The 19,067-nt window shown below is 59.9% G+C and carries 8 protein-coding genes; 6 read left to right on the plus strand and 2 right to left on the minus strand.

Annotated features, from left to right (window positions below):
- Positions 1-7 precede the first annotated feature (7 nt).
- The 3 genes from MHH62_RS04395 to cobM all read left to right on the plus strand — a co-directional run bounded on the left by MHH62_RS04395 (position 8) and on the right by cobM (position 1,918).
- Positions 8-712 (plus strand): CbtA family protein, encoded by a 705-nt coding sequence (locus MHH62_RS04395; RefSeq protein WP_020301552.1) that lies wholly within the window; start codon positions 8-10, stop codon positions 710-712.
- Positions 709-1,101: a cobalamin biosynthesis protein gene (locus MHH62_RS04400; protein ID WP_019820250.1), complete on the plus strand. Its 393-nt coding sequence runs from the start codon at positions 709-711 to the stop codon at positions 1,099-1,101. Before MHH62_RS04395 ends, MHH62_RS04400 begins: the two co-directional genes overlap by 4 nt.
- Positions 1,102-1,171: 70 nt before the next feature.
- Positions 1,172-1,918, plus strand: coding sequence for a precorrin-4 C(11)-methyltransferase (gene cobM / locus MHH62_RS04405; protein WP_020301554.1), 747 nt, complete (start codon positions 1,172-1,174; stop codon positions 1,916-1,918).
- 115 nt (positions 1,919-2,033) lie between these two features.
- On the opposite strand, the gene nfuA is transcribed toward cobM, so the two are convergent.
- The gene (nfuA, locus tag MHH62_RS04410) at positions 2,034-2,618 is read right to left on the minus strand and encodes a Fe-S biogenesis protein NfuA (RefSeq protein WP_003190728.1); all 585 of its coding nucleotides are present in this window, start codon (positions 2,616-2,618) and stop codon (positions 2,034-2,036) included.
- Positions 2,619-2,832: 214 nt separating this feature from the next.
- Between nfuA and MHH62_RS04415 the strand changes: the two genes are divergently transcribed.
- Complete coding sequence (locus MHH62_RS04415) at positions 2,833-7,185, plus strand: SET domain-containing protein (protein ID WP_339232565.1); 4,353 nt, start codon at positions 2,833-2,835, stop codon at positions 7,183-7,185.
- A 188-nt stretch (positions 7,186-7,373) separates the two neighbouring features.
- Here MHH62_RS04415 and MHH62_RS04420 read toward each other — a convergent pair whose 3' ends face one another.
- Positions 7,374-9,665, minus strand: a complete 2,292-nt coding sequence (locus MHH62_RS04420) for a fatty acid cis/trans isomerase (RefSeq protein WP_339232566.1) — start codon at positions 9,663-9,665, stop codon at positions 7,374-7,376.
- Positions 9,666-9,832: 167 nt separating this feature from the next.
- Between MHH62_RS04420 and metH the strand changes: the two genes are divergently transcribed.
- Complete coding sequence (metH, locus tag MHH62_RS04425; protein WP_339232567.1) at positions 9,833-13,543, plus strand: methionine synthase; 3,711 nt, start codon at positions 9,833-9,835, stop codon at positions 13,541-13,543.
- A gap of 633 nt (positions 13,544-14,176) precedes the next feature.
- Complete coding sequence (locus tag MHH62_RS04430) at positions 14,177-19,021, plus strand: DUF6543 domain-containing protein (protein WP_339232569.1); 4,845 nt, start codon at positions 14,177-14,179, stop codon at positions 19,019-19,021.
- Positions 19,022-19,067 lie beyond the last annotated feature (46 nt).

Here is a 19,067-nt window from a genome sequence, read left to right on the forward strand (position 1 = left end):
TGCCGACATGATCAAGCGTATTGCGCAAACCGCAGGTTTCACTGGGCTATTGGCTGCCTTGCTGCTGACCCTGCTGCAAAGTTTCTGGGTGGCACCGCTGATTCTGCAGGCGGAAAGCTTTGAAAAAGCCCCGCCAGCCGCCGAAATGGTGCATGAGCACGCCGCTGGCGCTGCAGCCCACAGCCACGATGCCCAAGCCTGGGAGCCGGAAGATGGCTGGCAGCGGGTGTTGTCCACCACTGGAGGCAACCTGGTGGTGGCCGTAGGCTTTGCACTGATGCTCGCCGGCCTCTACACGCTGCGTGCGCCGACCCGCACCGCGCAAGGCCTGCTCTGGGGCCTGGCCGGCTACGCGACCTTTGTACTGGCCCCCACCCTGGGCCTGCCACCGGAACTGCCGGGCACTGCGGCGGCGGACCTGACACTGCGCCAGACCTGGTGGATCGGCACCGCAGCCTCCACCGCCGCCGGCCTGGCGCTGATCGTGTTCGGCCGCAACTGGCTGTTGAAAGGCCTTGGGCTGGCGATTCTTGCCGTGCCCCACGTCATCGGCGCGCCGCAACCTGAGGTACATTCGATGCTGGCCCCGGAGGCGCTCGAAGCGCAGTTCAAGATCGCCTCGCAATTGACCAACGTCGCTTTCTGGCTGGCCTTGGGCCTGATCAGCGCCTGGTTGTTCCGCCGCAACCGCGACGACCAATACTCGGCATGATCCTGGTTGTCGGCTTGGGCTGCCAGCGGGGCTGTGAGGTTCACAGCCTGCTGGCGTTGCTCGACAGCGCCCTGGTCGAGGCCGGCATTGATCGCTCACGCGTGACCGCGCTGGCAAGCATTGACCACAAACGCGAGGAACCTGGGCTGCTGGCACTGGCTCAGCGATCGAACCTGCCCTTGCAGTGCTTCAGCGCCGAGCACCTGGCGGGCTATGAACATCGGCTGAGCCATCGCTCAGCGCTGGCTTTTGCCCACACCGGCTGTTACGGCGTGGCCGAAAGCGCCGCCCTGGCCCTCGCCGAACAGCTGTCCGACAGCCCTGCCCGCCTGCTGATCACCCGTCAAAAAAGCGCGCAGGCCACCTTTGCGTTAGCCTGCGCGGGTTAAAAACCCGATAATTTCCGCTCTTGAGCATGAGCCGTGTTCATGCTCGCCCGTTTTTCAACAGGATTTCTCCATGACCGTCTACTTTATCGGCGCCGGCCCCGGTGACCCGGAATTGATCACCGTCAAGGGCCAGCGGCTGATCCGCAGTTGCCCGGTGATCATCTACGCCGGCTCGCTGGTGCCCGCCGCCGTGCTGGAAGGTCATCAGGCGCTCCAGGTGGTCAACAGCGCCGAACTGCACCTGGAGCAGATCATCGAGCTGATCAAGACGGCCCATGCCCAAGGCCAGGACGTGGCGCGGGTGCACTCCGGTGATCCCAGCCTGTATGGGGCGATTGGTGAACAAATACGCCATTTGCGTGAGCTGGGCATCCCTTTCCAGATCATTCCAGGGGTCACGGCGGTCGCCGCGTGCGCGGCCCTGCTGGAGACCGAACTGACCCTGCCGGACATCGCCCAAAGCGTGATCCTGACCCGTTACGCCGATAAAACCAGCATGCCTCCCGGTGAAGACTTCGACAGCCTGGCGCGACATGGCACCACGATGGCGATTCATCTGGGGGTCAATCATCTGGAGAAAATCGTTGCCGAGCTGCTGCCGCATTACGGTTCGGACTGCCCGATTGCCGTGGTACACCGTGCCACCTGGCCGGATCAGGATTGGGTGGTCGGTACGCTGAGTGACATTGCCGAGAAAGTTGCGGCGAAGGGGTTTCGGCGGACAGCGTTGATTGTGGTGGGGCAGGTGTTGGCCAGTGACAGCTTCAGCGAGTCGTCGCTGTACCGCGCAGGGCATGCGCACCTCTATCGCCCCTGAAGCCAGCTCCCACACTTGATCTGCTTTATCAGATATATTTTGCAACTCTATGAATTTAAATAATAAAAAACGGCGCTCACGGGCGCCGTTTTTTTGTTCGCAGTGAACACCTTACTCAGTAGTAGGCGTTTTCTTTCTGCGTGTGGTCAGTCACGTCACGTACACCCTTGAGTTCAGGAATACGTTCCAGCAGCGTGCGCTCGATGCCCTCACGCAAGGTCACGTCCGCCTGGCCGCAGCCCTGGCAGCCGCCGCCGAATTTCAGCACGGCGATACCGTCATCCACCACGTCGATCAGACTCACCTGGCCGCCGTGGCTGGCCAACCCCGGGTTGATCTCGGTTTGCAGGTAGTAGTTGATACGCTCATTGACCGGGCTGTCGGCGTTGACGTTCGGCACCTTGGCGTTGGGGGCCTTGATGGTCAACTGGCCGCCCATACGGTCGGTGGCGTAGTCGACCACGGCGTCGTCCAGGAAGGCTTCGCTGAAGGCATCGATGTACGCGGTGAAGCTTTTGAGCCCCAGGGCGGTGTCTTCAGGCTTCTCTTCGCCGGGCTTGCAGTAGGCAATGCAAGTCTCGGCATACTGGGTGCCGGGCTGGGTGATAAAGACGCGGATGCCGATACCCGGGGTGTTCTGCTTGGACAGCAGGTCAGCCAGGTAATCGTGGGCGGCGTCGGTAATGGTTATGGCAGTCATGGAAACTCCTCACAGGCTTGCCCGCAGTTTACGCCAAATTATTACGCAGGTACAAAGTCCGAGTATTTTTGTCGGGAAAGACCTGTTCCTGTTGGCCTGACGCATCGTGACACCTGGCCATTTCTGCGAAAACCTGTGCCTACCTATATAGCCCCCCCCGCAAACCCCGGCTCAATAGAGTGAATCCTCTTCGACTACGGATTGTGAGGATTGAATGAATAACGCATTGCAGAGCTTCTATTTCAAGGGCTTGCCGGAGCAGCAAGTGCATTTGGACCATCTGATTGATTTCGTGACGACACAAGGCTCGCTGACGGCATCCGCCGCCGAGGTGTACTACTGCCCCCCGCACAACAGCGAACTGCATCGCGAGTGCAAGGAAGCCTTTCGAGTCTTGGCAAAGCTGGAAGCCGATGAAGACTTTCAGCGCTTCCTGCGGGAAAAGCCCGAACCGGATGATTCCATTATCGGCCGGGACTTCCTTTACGACCTGCTCTCCACCTTGTTCAGCAGCACGCGCTCACCGATACCCGACTCTGCCGAAACGTTCAGCATTGCCGACCATTCGGTCATCCTGCGCCATATGCCCACCTATTGGTACATCGACGCCGACGTGTTGCTGGATATCAACCGGCGTGTGGTTAACGGCCTCAAAAGCGACGGTTCGGTGCGGTTTGATCTGGTGCTCAAGTATTACTCGATCATCCCGGCACAGCCCAAAACCCGCGAGCAGTGGAAAGCGGTTCTCGCTGTCTTGCAGGAACATCACACCCTGAAAAAACTCGGACACGAAGGCAACCTCAGCGATTTGCAGCACTTGCTGGATGCGCCTGCCGACCAGAAAATCAAGGAGATTATCCGCCAGATCGAAACACAAACCCGTCAATCGCTGTTCCGTCATGTATTGCCCGAAACATTCACCGCCTCACAACAGGACATGCTCACCACCACCCCCACCGTGCTGCTCGAGCAATTGCTCAATAGCCCCGATAACCTGGCACTGGGCGAACGGATTGCCAAGGCCTTGGACTGGTATGGCAGCCAGAAGGACGAAATCTGCCCAGACCCGGTACGGGTGAAATTACTGTGGCGCGCGTTGTGGCTGACGATCATTCCCAGCACCGACTCGCTGATCGACAACGAATTGAAACTATTCATCGCGCCTGGCGCGTCTTATTCGTCGGTCCGCCAATCCTTGATCAGCCGCTATGAACATAGCTTGTCGATCAGCGCTGACGCGGCACAATTGGCGGTGTGCGTCCTCAAGGCCAATGTTGCCAGCGAAGTCTGGGTGGCCGATATTCCCGATGACCTGCCCTACGCTGCCACCAGTACCTGGGTCAATTTCAGAAGCGGCTTTCTGCTGGCCGAAACGATTGCACCGGGTTCATCGCGCCACATGAGTTTCGAACAATTGCTCAACCTGGCGGCGGAACACTTTCGCGCCAGCGGCGATGACATTAAACAACAGGCACTGGTCGCAGCGGCCAAGTTGGGCCCCACCGTGCAATGGGCACAGGCCAACGGCCTGATCGCCAGCCGATCGTCGGGCCACTCACGGGATGAGCTCACCCAGGCCGTCACCGCCCTGGAGCAGCATGAATATGAGATGTTCAACGCAATTCAGAACCTCAAACTCAAACTGCCCAGCCGTTGGCGCTTTGTCTCGGACATGGAGTACGACAAAGCCTTTCGCGACGCCCTTGAGATGCCGAGAAACGCCTACATGACCTTAATCCAGTCACTGCTTGCGCACCTGGGCAATGCGACCCTGGATGTGGATCAGGACGAGATCACCGTGTATTCATTAAGAGAAGCCCTGGACAAGGTGCCCATCGAATATGAAACCAAAGCCAAGACCGATGCCGTTCGTTACCGGACAGGTTTTATCCTACGCATCGCCAAGCCCCGCTCGCCCCTCCATGCCATCTACATCGAGGTATTCCCCTTCGCCGGCCTGCTGCGTCGACGCAAAGACCTGCAAAGCCTACCGCTAAACGGCAAAGTGGTAGAGCTACGCGACGCCATGAGCTGGGACAAGTACAGGCTGGCCACCGAAGTACCGTTTGATCGAGAGGCTTACCGCGAGAACAAAGCGCCCAGACCAGGCAAAAAAGCTGAGTTGATCGTTGAACAAGTCGGCGAGACACTGCCTGGCATCGACGCAGGGCCGCGCATCCCATCGTTCGCGCCCAACACGCTGTATGCGCCGCGCAGTGAAACCCTGGCAAGCATGATTGCCCGCGAGCTGTTTTTCTGCGATGAGCAAGCCCTCCTGGAAAAAACCCGCAAAGACACGCGGGAGGTAGACATTCCCGCTGAGGTACTCGAAGACTTGGCGTTCTGGGGCAAGATTTTTATCCCGTTTTGGGGCGGTATCGACGACATCGCCTCCGGTGATCCCCAGCGCATCAAGTCAGGCGTCGCCGGCCTGTTCATTGACATCGTAGCTTTCGCGTTGCCGGTAGGGCGGTATGTGGCCGGCTCCACCCGCCTGCTCATCCACGCAGGCAAGACCGGGCTGCGCCTGGCGCTGCCTAAGCTCGCGAAACTGACCGGGAAGCTGGTAATTGCCACGCTCCACGAACTCAACCCCCTGGCCGCCCTGCCCAGCCTGCTCAGGCTCGCGCGCTTTGGTTTGCTCAAGCTGGGACATAAATTGATGCGCCAGGCAAAACGGGGTATTGCCCAGCTGCGCGATGGGACGATCGCCGCAAGGCACATACGCTCGGTTGACCCTGACAGCTGGAAGCCGCTGCAGGCGGGCGATCAACTGTTTACCGTGGACGGCTTCGCCAATGTCCCGATGCGCAACGTCGGCAGCCTCGAGGCGCCGGATTATCGCTTGATCGATACCGCCTCCAATAAAGCCTTCGGGCCGCGCTTTAGAGAGCCGATCACGGTCATCAGCAACAGCAGCCCGTTGATTCGTCAGTACGCGGTTGACCCGGAGTTGATCAGAGGCCTCAAGCCCGACGCACGCGGTATCTTCTCCCGAGCGGACTACAACCAGAAGTTCATCTGTAATGTTGATGACAAGGGCAAAATCGCGGTGTACCAGGTCCGCGACAATTCCTATGGGTTCATTCAGGAGGCCGCCGCGGGCGCCGACACCAGCTTTTCTATCGTACTGGTCAATCCGAGGAGCAATCGCGATTTGTCGATCACGCTGTCGTCGGTGGAGCCTGGTCATTGGTATTCAGGCCCGATCAAGCTCGCGGGCGGCGCGCCGGATGCGCCAAGCGTGGTAACGCCCTCAGTGCTGTTGAAATGGACCGAGGCCAGTGAAGACGCCCTGAAAAAAACCATGGACAACTTCGTCAGCACTTACAACCTGGACCCCAGCGCCTTTCGGCAGTTCGTCAACAGCCGCAACACCCTGACACCCCGAGGGCGAAAGATGCTGGACCGTGCAGGGACCGCCCGCACCTGCGTCACTTACGAGCATATGGAGCACTGGAGCAAGGCGTCCCAGCGCGAGCGCAACAGCCTCACCCTTGAAGGCTTCGCCGCCGACCATAACCTGGACCCGGTGGCCTTTGCCGAGCATGTAAACATTGATGGCACCTATCGAGCGGCAGGCAAAGTACTCGCCAAATACGCCAGAGGTGAACAATTCGACGACCTGAAACCCGAACACCTGCAAGAGTGGAACAAGCACTACAACGCCACCAACTCAAGGGTGTCCATGCACGCATTTGTCGAGCAGAACAACCTCAACCCGCTTATCTGGAGTGACTACGTCAATGACAATGGCAGCATGACCCGCGCCGGTAGAGAAAGGTGGCTGTTCGGACAACGAAGCCCGGTGGACGAGCCCGTGGCCAGGAAGCGGCCTGCGCCCCCCACGGCAGGTAGCTCAAAACGTCCGCGGCTGGACGATGACGCCACACCCACGCGGCGCCGATCCACTTCAATCACGGCGTCTTTTGATCATAAAATCAACAATAATGCGCCAATTCTGCAAGACCCCAACGACGTCAGGCGCAGCTTGACCCTTGAACTTGAAGGTCCGTTGCAAAAAATAGAGATCACCGACGCCAACCAGTTTTTTGACGAGTTCACCGGCCTGCAATACGTCGAAGTCAAAGAGGCTGCAACCAAGAGTATCCGTGAATGGATCGCCAAGGAAGGCAATCATCATCGCCGGCTTGATCGCCTTTTGGAGGTCAAGAAACTGCAGGAGGGCCCAGAGCGTGGCCTGTCGGTCGTAGCCAGAACCGATATAAAACGCTTCGATGTCCTTGGGCCGTATACCGGCAAGCTGCACTTGGATCAAGCCTCGATCAATACCGAGATACTGGAAAAAGGTGAAGCGGCCGTCGGCACGTATTTATTCCAGACCCACACTCATGGCGCGACTATCAGCGGCCACGGTAACAGCAACACGCTAAGCCTGATCAATGCGGTCAAGGTGCCCAATCTGCCCGACGTTGGCATCGAAAATGTCGGCGCCGTGTATGTAGGCAAATACATGGTGTTCATAGTCGCTTGGCGGGATATCCCTGCCGGGACCGAGTTGCTGATGGACTATGGTAAAGCCTACTGGAAGTACGTGAGGCCCTGAGCCGCCAAACGGCGGTCCTAATGCTTTTGCCTGATGGGTAACGCATCATCAATGCCAAACCAATGTTTGAGCCTGCGATGCGTAGCCTTATACAACACCTGGTAACTGGCCAATACGCCCAGCGCAATGACGGCGATGCACACCGCTATCATTGCCCTGTGCTCGATGGCCCAGCGCAACGCGAGCAGTTATAGGTTCTCATAGCGGTTCATGTCCAATACGCCCTCTTCCACCGGCGTGGTTTCGTGAATGTACCGCGACAAGTCATGGAAGTACTGCCAGAACAGCGGGTGACTGCGGCGCACACCCCAGCGGTCGACGATTCTCTCGAAGCTCTTGGCGTCCTTGGCCTGCTCCATCTGCGCGACAAACTCAGGCACTTGCCGGGCCGGGATATTGAACATGAAGTTCGGGTAGCTGCTGAGCACGCCTGGGTAGATCGTCACCGTGTCCAGCCCCGGCTGATAGCGATATGCCTCACCCAGCAGGAACGCCACGTTACTGTGGGCACGGTTGCGCAGCAGGCTGTAGACCTCGCGCTTGCCGCTGGCGGTTTCGATGCGCAGCATGGTGGCTTCGGGCAATTGCTCGATCACCTTGAGCCCCGCCGCCGGCCGCGAGGTCAGGCGGCTCAGGGCTTGCTCGGCATCCTGCAAGGCCGGGTCAATGCCGTCGCGGGAGCAGAACGCGCCGCTGCAGCGGTTGATCGGGTCGGGGCTGGCGTTCAAATGGCCGTAGCGGGTCAGCAACTGGTTGGCGAAGTCACGCTTGGGGTCCTTCTCGCTCAGGTGCAAACCACTGGCCTTGTCATCGTCAATCGCTTCGTAGTCCAGCCACAGCTTGAGCTTGCCGCTGTTCTGGTACCAATCGTCCATGAAGTCTTCACGGGTGTCGGCGGGCATCAGGCGCAGGAAGTTCTGCTCGGCGCCGTTGCGGATCAGGTCGAAATACAGGCGGGTCTGGGCCTGGTGCGAGACGTTGCCAAACACATCGAAATTCACCGCCAGCTGGTAATAGGTGCGTTCCAGCAGTGGGTAGTCGAACAGCCACATCGTCTGCGGAACCTCGCCAATCAGGCCCTTGGTCACCGAGGCGCTGTCGAAATGGCGGAAAATGCTCAACAAGGCGTTGTCATTGCCCGCCCACAATGTCGACCAGCTCGGCGCCGGCAGGTCTGCATAGTTGTCACGGCGCAAGGCTTCGTATTGGTTGCGCTTGTCACGATAGGCCAGCCACAGGCTCAGCACACTGCCCACGTCGTCATTCTGCCCGGGCATGGCCAGCAACGGCGTGGCCTGGCCGCGATAACGCGCATCGGTGATGTACAGATCGTGGTCGGGGTCCTGGAACAGCGTCCAGAAGTTATCGCGGATCACGTCCGTGGCGATCTGCCCACGGCACACCGGCCCGCGAATGAAGGTACGCACGAAGTACTCAGCGTTATCGAGCATGAATTGGTAGCGCGCTTTAGCCGGGATGGCTTCGAATGTCGCGAACGGATTGGCCCGGCTGCCGGGGCCATAGCCTGGCAAGGCCGTGACCTGCCAGTCGCCGGCGTAGAACAACGCCTTGATCCGCGCCATCTTCGCCGCGCTGAAGGGGTAAGTGATGTGGGTTTTATGCACGATCACGCCCTGCACTGGCCACAGGCGGTAGTACACCTGGGTGCCTGGGTCGTCGTTGGGGCGACGTGTGGCGATCAGGTCAATCGGCTGGCCACTGGGCGTACGCGAACGCACCCACTGGAAGTAATGCCCCGGCTCGCCGTTCTCGAAATAGATATGCGCCAGGAACAAATGCTCGAACAGCCAGCGCGCCACCAGGCTTTCCCGGGCGCCCGGCTGGTTGAACAGGTTTTCCCACTGTTGCACTTGCAACGCTTCCCTGGCACTCGGCGCCAGGCCCTGCTCGTCAATCGGCGCGCCGGAGGCCAGCCAGCGTTGCAAAGTCTGGTATTGCTGATCGGTCAGGCCGGTGACCGCCAGCGGCATACCTTCCTTGGGGTGAGCGCCGGCATAGGCACTGAACTCGCCGGGCGTTGCGCACATATTTTCGCGGTTGAGCCCCAGCACAATGTTGTCGGGCAGCTTGGCATTGGGCGCCAGCGGCGCGTTGTGCCCCAGCTCCAGCATGCGCGCCATCAGCGCAGCCTGGCTGCCCTGGGCGTCCAGCACCGAATAGAAGCCCTTTTGCTGCCACGCCTGCTTCCCGAATGCGTCATAAAACAACCGCGTAGTTGGCGTGGCCTGGCCGCGCTCGCCGTCATACACCGGCATTTTGCTTGCCCCGCGTGCGGCGCCCTCGGCACTGCCCAGGTTGAGCTGGCAGGCGGAGTCGTAGCAGGCGTGGCAGGCCACGCATTTCTCGGTGAAGATCGGTTGGATATCGCGGGTGTAGGAGATCGCCGAAGCGGGACCTTCTGCCTGCGCAGTACTGGCTATCAAGGCCAGGACGGCGCTGACGATCAAACGAAGTGACATGTATCGGGTCCCGATTCAAGGCGTGCGGTCTGTGAAATGGCGGTGATTCTACCGGGCCATGACCGCCAGCAACATGAGCGATATTCATGCACAACCCGGACATGCTCCAAATCGGCACAGGTTTGCTATGATTCACGCCCTCCGTAATGCCTGACCAGAGTAGTCCCATGCCCGATCGTAGCGCTCGCCTGCAAGCCCTTCACCAAGCCCTCAAGGAACGCATCCTGATCCTTGATGGTGGCATGGGCACGATGATCCAGAGCTATAAACTCGAGGAGCAGGACTACCGTGGCAAACGCTTCGCCGATTGGCCAAGCGACGTCAAGGGCAACAACGACCTGCTGGTGCTGACCCGCCCGGACGTGATCGGCGGCATTGAAAAAGCCTACCTGGACGCCGGCGCCGACATCCTTGAAACCAACACCTTCAACGCCACGCGAATCTCCATGGCCGATTACGGCATGGAAGAACTGGCCTATGAACTGAACGTGGAAGGCGCACGCCTGGCGCGCAAGGTGGCCGACGCCAAAACCCACGAGAACCCGGCCAAGCCGCGTTTTGTCGCCGGTGTACTGGGCCCGACCAGCCGCACCTGCTCGCTGTCGCCAGACGTCAACAACCCCGGCTACCGCAACGTGACCTTCGATGAGCTGGTGGAAAACTACACCGAAGCCACCAAGGGCCTGATCGAAGGCGGCGCCGACCTGATCCTGATCGAAACCATCTTCGACACCCTTAACGCCAAGGCCGCGATCTTCGCCGTGCAAGGGGTGTTCGAGGAACTGGGCGTGGAACTGCCGATCATGATCTCCGGCACCATCACCGACGCCTCCGGCCGAACCCTGTCGGGCCAGACCACCGAAGCGTTCTGGAACTCCGTGGCACACGCCAAGCCGATCTCGGTCGGTTTGAACTGCGCCCTCGGCGCCAGCGAGCTGCGCCCCTACCTGGAGGAGTTGTCGAACAAGGCCAACACCCACGTTTCGGCGCACCCTAATGCTGGCCTACCCAACGAATTCGGCGAGTACGACGAACTGCCGTCAGAAACCGCCAAGGTCATCGAAGAATTCGCCCAAAGCGGCTTCCTGAACATCGTCGGCGGTTGCTGCGGCACCACGCCGGGGCATATCGAAGCCATCGCCAAGGCCGTGGCCGGTTACGCGCCGCGCCCGATCCCGGACATTCCCAAGGCCTGCCGCCTATCAGGCCTGGAGCCGTTCACCATTGATCGCCGTTCGCTGTTCGTCAACGTCGGCGAACGTACCAACATCACAGGCTCAGCCAAGTTCGCCCGCCTGATCCGCGAAGACAACTACACCGAAGCCCTGGAAGTCGCCCTGCAGCAGGTGGAAGCCGGCGCCCAGGTGATCGACATTAACATGGACGAGGGCATGCTGGATTCGAAGAAGGCCATGGTGACCTTCCTCAATCTGATCGCCGGTGAGCCAGACATCTCCCGCGTACCGATCATGATCGACTCTTCCAAGTGGGAAGTGATCGAAGCCGGGCTCAAGTGCATCCAGGGCAAGGGCATCGTCAACTCCATCAGCATGAAGGAAGGCGTAGAGCAGTTCATTCACCACGCCAAGCTGTGCAAGCGCTACGGCGCGGCGGTGGTGGTGATGGCGTTCGACGAAGCCGGCCAGGCCGACACCGAAGCGCGCAAGAAAGAAATCTGCAAACGCTCTTACGACATCCTGGTCAATGATGTCGGTTTCCCGCCGGAAGACATCATCTTCGACCCGAACATCTTCGCGGTCGCCACCGGTATCGAAGAGCACAACAACTATGCCGTCGATTTCATCAACGCCTGTGCCTATATCCGTGATGAGTTGCCCTACGCGCTGACCTCCGGTGGCGTGTCCAACGTGTCGTTCTCGTTCCGGGGCAACAACCCGGTTCGCGAAGCGATCCACTCGGTGTTCCTGCTGCATGCGATCCGTGCGGGCCTGACCATGGGTATCGTCAACGCCGGCCAGTTGGAGATCTACGACCAGATCCCCGCCGAGCTGCGTGACGCCGTCGAAGACGTGGTACTCAACCGTACGCCGGACGGCACCGACGCCCTGCTGGCGATTGCCGACAAGTACAAGGGCGACGGCAGCGTCAAGGAAGCCGAGACCGAGGAATGGCGTGGCTGGGAGGTCAACAAACGTCTGGAACACGCGCTGGTCAAGGGCATCACCACGCACATTGTTGAAGACACCGAAGAATCGCGCCTGTCGTTTGCGCGCCCGATCGAAGTGATCGAAGGTCCGCTGATGTCCGGCATGAACATCGTCGGCGACCTGTTCGGCGCCGGTAAGATGTTCCTGCCCCAAGTGGTGAAATCCGCCCGGGTGATGAAGCAGGCGGTGGCCCACTTGATCCCGTTCATCGAGCTGGAAAAAGGCGACAAGCCTGAAGCCAAGGGCAAGATCCTGATGGCCACGGTCAAGGGCGACGTGCATGACATCGGCAAGAACATTGTCGGCGTGGTGCTGGGTTGCAACGGCTATGACATCGTCGACCTGGGGGTGATGGTACCGGCGGAGAAGATCCTGCAGGTGGCCAAGGAGCAGAAGTGCGACATCATCGGTCTATCCGGCCTGATCACCCCGTCTCTGGATGAAATGGTGCATGTGGCCCGCGAGATGCAGCGCCAGGATTTCCACCTGCCGCTGATGATCGGGGGCGCCACCACCTCCAAGGCGCACACGGCGGTGAAGATCGAGCCCAAGTACAGCAACGACGCGGTGATCTACGTCACCGACGCCTCCCGCGCCGTGGGCGTGGCCACCCAGTTGCTGTCCAAGGAGTTGAAGGCCGGCTTCGTCGAAAAGACCCGTCTGGAATACATCGACGTACGTGAGCGCACCTCCAACCGTAGTGCACGCACCGAGCGCCTGAGCTACCCGGCGGCCATCGCCAAGAAGCCGCAGTTCGACTGGAGCAGCTACACCCCGGTCAAACCGACCTTTACCGGCGCCAAGGTGCTGGACAATATCGACCTCAACGTCCTCGCCGAATACATCGACTGGACGCCGTTCTTCATCTCCTGGGACCTGGCCGGCAAGTTCCCGCGCATCCTCACCGATGAAGTGGTGGGTGAAGCGGCAACCGCGCTGTATGCCGATGCCCGGGAAATGCTCAAGAAACTGATCGACGAAAAACTCATCAGCGCCCGTGCGGTGTTCGGTTTCTGGCCGACCAACCAGGTGCAGGACGATGATCTGGAAGTGTACGGTGACGACGGCCAGCCCATCGCCAAACTGCATCACTTGCGCCAGCAAATCATCAAGACCGACGGCAAGCCGAACTTTTCCCTGGCCGACTTCGTCGCGCCCAAGGACAGCGGCGTGACCGACTATATTGGTGGTTTCATCACCACCGCCGGCATCGGTGCCGAAGAAGTGGCCAAGGCTTACCAGGACGCCGGCGATGACTATAACTCGATCATGGTCAAGGCCCTCGCCGACCGTCTCGCCGAAGCCTGCGCCGAATGGCTGCACCAGCAAGTGCGTAAAGAGCACTGGGGTTATGCCAAGGACGAGCAACTGGACAACGAAGCACTGATCAAGGAGCAGTACAGCGGCATACGCCCTGCCCCCGGCTACCCGGCGTGCCCGGACCACACAGAAAAGACCCAGCTGTTTCAACTACTGGACCCAGAGGCGCGTGAAATGCACGCCGGGCGCAGCGGCGTATTCCTGACCGAGCACTACGCGATGTTCCCGGCGGCGGCGGTCAGTGGCTGGTACTTTGCCCACCCACAGGCGCAGTATTTTGCGGTGGGCAAAGTCGACAAGGATCAGGTGACCAGCTACACCGCACGCAAAGGCCAGGATCTGAGCGTGACAGAGCGCTGGCTGGCGCCGAACCTGGGTTACGACAACTGAAGGCCTGCCCGGCTCGTTACCGCCGTGTCGACGGCCCCGGTTGCGGCGATGCCGGACCGGGTCGTGGCGCTACGGTGACAGTTGCCTGTAATGCCTGCACCTCCTTAACAATTGTCGGGACAGCCCCAGCAAACGCTGGCCCTTGATCAGCCGTCGCATACCGGTACGCCTGGGTATCGTGCAGTGGTTCGAGCAGATGGAAAAACCGCTCATGCCCCGGCTCATCGGCCAGTTGTTGCCATAACTGCCGCCTGGGGACGGCCAGGTCCTGCGGTGGTCGCTGTACTTGTCGCCAATGGCAAAATACACACAGCCTGTCAGCCTGATTTTCATCAGGCTCATTCCCGCACATAACCTGAAGTCGCTGCCGGTTGCTTGTCAACGAAGCGCTGGGTGGGTAGATCAGACATTCGGTCATTCCTGTGATTGGGAATGACAGAACATCACCCTCCAGACGCTGCTCGGTGGTGAATATATACGGTGCAGGGTCGTTAGCACCCCAACTGATAGGCTCGCGGTAATCACCTACCGCACCCGCAATGACCAAATGCGATTTCCTGTGCCGGACCGATTCCCGGTCCGCTGGGCCGGCAGCTCAGAACAACCGGTTTTACACAGGAAACGGATTTCGTCATGCCCGAACCCATTACCCCCGCGTCAACCCTGGCCTTTCGCCAATTACCCGCCCAGGCCGTACATGCGCGTTTCGCCACCCGCCCAGCCTTGTATTCAGTGCTGTTGAACGCCCTGCGCGAGCGTATTCTGGAACGCTACCCGTCGTTGAAGCTGGACTGGCAGACGGTCAAACTGGCAAGCCCTCAGCCATCCGGCGGTTACGCCTATCCTGCATTGATGGAAGTGGCTATTGCCCATGTGCTGAACCCGCGGACGCTTGACCTGCACTCCGTGCGCGAGCGTCCCTACTTCCTCACCCAGACGCCACCCGAAGTGATCAAGCCCGAGGGCCTGCCGGGTCTCGACATGCAAGTCATCGCACAGATCATCGACGAGCTGCCAGCCTCGCTTTATCTGTACATGCAGCATGAACTGGCCGACTACTGGAGCCAGGTTGACGAGCATGGCAACAGTCGCTGGCAGTGGCTCAGCGAGTTCCTCAACGGTCGGATGACCGCCGCGGCGGCGGGTCCTTCAACCCTGACCGACACGCAGCGTGACATGTTGGCGGTGGTCGCCGCCTGGCCGGCACAACGTGAGCGCCTGCCCCGCTCTTCACCTGCCACCTATGTGTATTTCATAGAAACCACGCTCGCCGACGCCGGCGAAACCGTGCGCGTACTCACCCCAGATCTGCTGCTGGTACGTGAAAAACAGCTGCTGCTGTACAGCGTGGCCGGCAAGATCGACGCGTTCGACTCACTGGCGGCGTTCAGCCAGGCCTGGGGCGCGAAGATGCAGGAGCAGTTCCGATTCGACAGCCTGACCTGGCGGCGCAACGAGCCGGTCGCCAATGTGTTTGAGCAACAGGCGGGGCTGATCCTCAATACGCACCTGGAAGACCTGGAGACCCTGTCTTTCCAGGGTCAAGACGAAAAAACCCTTGAGCAGCACCTGGAGAAAATCACCGATCCGGCACGCTATTTCATCGACGTCCCGATCGCCGCCGCCGAACGGCTCGATGCCGTGAGCCAGCGACTGCCGGCATGGCTCGCACAAGCCAGCAGCGCTGATCGATTTGCCTACCATCGCCATCTGCAGGACATGGCGCAGGTGCTGCAAAAAAACCAGGGCCGCGCGTTCAACGAAGGCATTGAAAACATCCACACGTTCAGCCGGGCCGCGCTACGCAAGCAGATGCAGGCTGATCACGGCGACGTCGACCCCGATGCCGTGCTGTTGGATTTCACTGTGGCCGCCGGTTATCCAGGGGGAGCCGGAATTGTCGAGCATGTGCGCATGTCGCTGACGGACCTGGCTCTGAAGAACCTCGCTGGCAAGCCCTCTGGCACGCTGAAGCTATCCTCCAGCACGACAACACCGTTGCCAGGCTGGTTGAACGAAGATTACCTGTTGGGCAGCAGCGGCCTGATCCAGCGCGTTGATATTGGCACTACCTACCCTGACGCTCTCAAAGAGCTGTTGTTATCCGACACCGCCGATGCTCGCCGCAGGGAGTCGCTGTTTACTCGTGAACTCAAGGTTCATCTGCCGATGCAGGCACTGGAATACAAGATCCGCCAGCAACACGGCATGACCGTCACCGGTTATCGGTACGTCAAGGCGCTGATGGCGCAAATGCCCGCCGACAGAGTGGTTGATGGCCAGGAAATCGTCTTGCGCCCGCTGGCTCTGTGCCGCAAAGCCGGGGCTTCGCCGGATCCGGCAAACAACATGTTCATCATCGAGCCACGCGATATCAGTGCGGGTCCACATTTGCTGTATCGACCGTTGTATGCCGACGCCCTGCATCAATACCCCAGCCGCCAGGCGCTGTTGCAGGCCATTGCCCAGCCAGGCGAGTTGCAAAACAGCGTGCTGGACTGGTTATCGGAGAAAGCCCGCCCCATCTATGCCCACGGCGGTATCAAGGAACCGCACATCATTCGTTTCCTGCCCGGCGATGAATACAGCCTGGCCGAGAAACCCGCCCCGGCGACCCTGGCGGTTGATGAGGGTGCCGGTGAATGGCTGCAATCGCAGGTCAACGGCCAACTGCTTAATCATCTGTTCGGCAGTACAGCGCGGGCGCTGGTCGATTTGGCGGACCGTGAATCAGTCTCCAACACCGAAAGCCGCTGGGCCGTCTTGATGGAAGGAGCGTGGTTGCTGTTCAACACCTTGTTGCTGCCGCTGGTACGCGGCCCAGCCATGTTGGCGGGCTGGTTCCTGGTGCTGGTCGCCAGCCTGGAGCAGGATCTGGCGGGGTTGGACAGCACGGACCCGATTACGCGTGAATCGGCATTGATCGATCTGCTGCTCAATACCGCCATGGTGTTGCTGCATGGCGCATTCGCGTCTGGCAGGCCGTTACTGGAAGCTGATACAGAGGCCCGTGGTTTGCGACTGGCAGCCTGGCGCCGTGCCCCGGGCATGCCGGAAGCGGAACAACTGCCAGCGATACGCGAGGGCGTGGTGTCGCTGCCCGGTGAGCCGCCGGCGACGGGTGATACGGTGCTGGACTTCAGCCGGTCCCTGGCCAGCCCTCAAGCCAGTGAACGGCTCAGAGCGATGCTCGATATTCAGGTGCCCTGGCCCTCGTCACTGCCGGCCCCGCAAGCGAGCGGTGCACTCAAGGGCCTCTACCGCATTGACGGCGTCTGGCACGCCAGCCTTGGCGGGCTGCTGTTCCAAGTCAGCGTGACACCGGGGTTCGGCGAGGTCTACCTGGTGCACCCCAAACATCCTCAACATCCAGGCTTCAGGCTGATAAGCGACGGCCAAGGACATTGGCGCCTTGACCGCCACGCGAGGCTCAACGGCGGCATGCCCCGTGACCGATTGAGTACCTGGCAAAAGGAACGTGCCGAACGCCTGCGGACTCTGAATTCAGAGCTCACTGCGCTCAACGCCACGATGTTTTCCTTGATGGGTGCCTCTTTTACCTCTGAAAGAGCCCTGACGATCGCCCGTACCAATCTGGTCGAACAGAGTAAGAACCTGCGCAAGGATTGGTTGCTGCTGGCCAGTTCCAAGAGCATTCCGAAACTGCACGCCGAAGTGGTCAAGCGTCATGAGCAACGCCGCATTGCAACCGCACAGGCCAGGATCCAGTGGGATATTGCCCTGGACAACCAGCGCCGACACGGGCTACCCGTTGTCGAACTGATGAAAAAAATCCAGGCCAAGGCCAACGAGCTGATGAGCCTGGACAGGACTGACCCGGCCCACGAGCGCGCGCGGGACAGGGCCATCAAAACCCTTTACAGCTTCTGGGGCGGGCTTTATGAGTCTCTCTCCCAACGAATGTCAGACACCCTTGAAACCGAGCGCGGCGAAAGTTATGACGAACTGAATGCGCGCACCAAACAGGAATTGCCCGATGGCATCACCGACGCCTACGACGACTACATCAACCTGCAGAAACGCCAGGTCCAGGCGCTCGAACACATGATCGAGCCCGCAGAAAAAATCGAGACACTGCTCAAGGAAGCTACCCCGGCAACACGTCAGTTTTTACTGCAAGACAGACCCACCGATCAAAACATCCACTCAGTGATCATCAAGCAACATGCGCTGCTGGTGTTTATCGACTTGGTATTAAACCGTGCGCACGGCTCAAGGGAGCTGGCGGAGTATCCTTTCGTCAGTGAACTGACCGACCCACGCACGGCAACCAGCCTGTCGGCGCATACGGAAATGATGACGACCAGCGGCTACTCGACCCTAGAGCAGATCGATGTACTCAAGAGTGTCCTGGAGCGCTATGAGCAATTGGAAAACGCCGTCAACTCATTGACTGAAATGGGTTCAGGGTTTATTCGCGAAGAATACCGCGAGCCCTTCCTGCAACATCTGGCCCAAGCCCGCACCAGCCTTGAAACCCAACTGGCCCATTCGATTCTGGTCGAGGAGGGTTTCGCCCCTGTCACGCCCCCCGACAGCGCCACGCGACTCAAAGCCTCGAGTCGCAGAGTCATCACCACCCGCGACAGGAGGACCCTGGTAGGAGACTTGCGTGCCGGCCAGCCGGATGCGCCAGGCAATTTCGTCGATATCAAAGACCCGCTGACCGGCAAGACGCTCGCCACCTACCTTGAACACGCCAGTGAGGGGTTCTGGAATGTCGTAGAGCCAGCCCGCGCCGCACCGCCTGCTGAGGTGGCGCTTAAGCGCCCACTGAGGGCAATAGAGGCACAGGCACAAACGGTCAAAGACGAGCGCGCGGGAATTGATCGCAGTATTCATTTTCAACAACGCAAACTCAACGACCCCAGCCGACTGGAAAGCCTGGCCCCCCATGAATGGGATGTCATGCTGACGCAACATGCGCAAAAATTCACAACCCTGGCTGAAGAACTCAAGCGCGACCATGCCACAGACGCCCGTGCCACCGAGCTGATCGACCGTTACCAGGAAGAGGCCGCCGCCGCCACCCGGCAAGCACGCGAGGCATGCAGCCTCGGTTACAAGTTGCAGCGCCCCAGGGCAGCCCATGTGGCCTATTTATGGCGACACGGTTTTGTCGACATCAACCTAGTCCGCAGCCGTGTCCCGTTAAAAGCGGGGGACTACCTGACCGAGTATGCGATACGCGATAAAAGCAAAATCAGGGAAGGCAAACAAGGTGAGGACGCCGTGCTGTGGTACGCCCACTTCCACTACGCGACGGCCGACAAGCCGCCTGCCAGCCCTGACTTCGGGCATCTGAAAACCAAAGCTGAACGGCTGTATACCCGCAAGGACCTGATTGAGCGGGCACGTGCCGACAACCGGGCCGTGGTCAACCTGGAGAAAGCCGAGATCAAGCCGCCGCTGGACCAACAGCTATTCCTGGGTCTGGAGGTGCTCAGCCCAAGATAAGCCGTAACCGATTGTCTATGCTCTGTACGATGACCCCGTTGACGAG

This window comes from Pseudomonas sp. FSL L8-0168, from assembly GCF_037976155.1.
GTDB lineage: Bacteria > Pseudomonadota > Gammaproteobacteria > Pseudomonadales > Pseudomonadaceae > Aquipseudomonas > Aquipseudomonas paracarnis.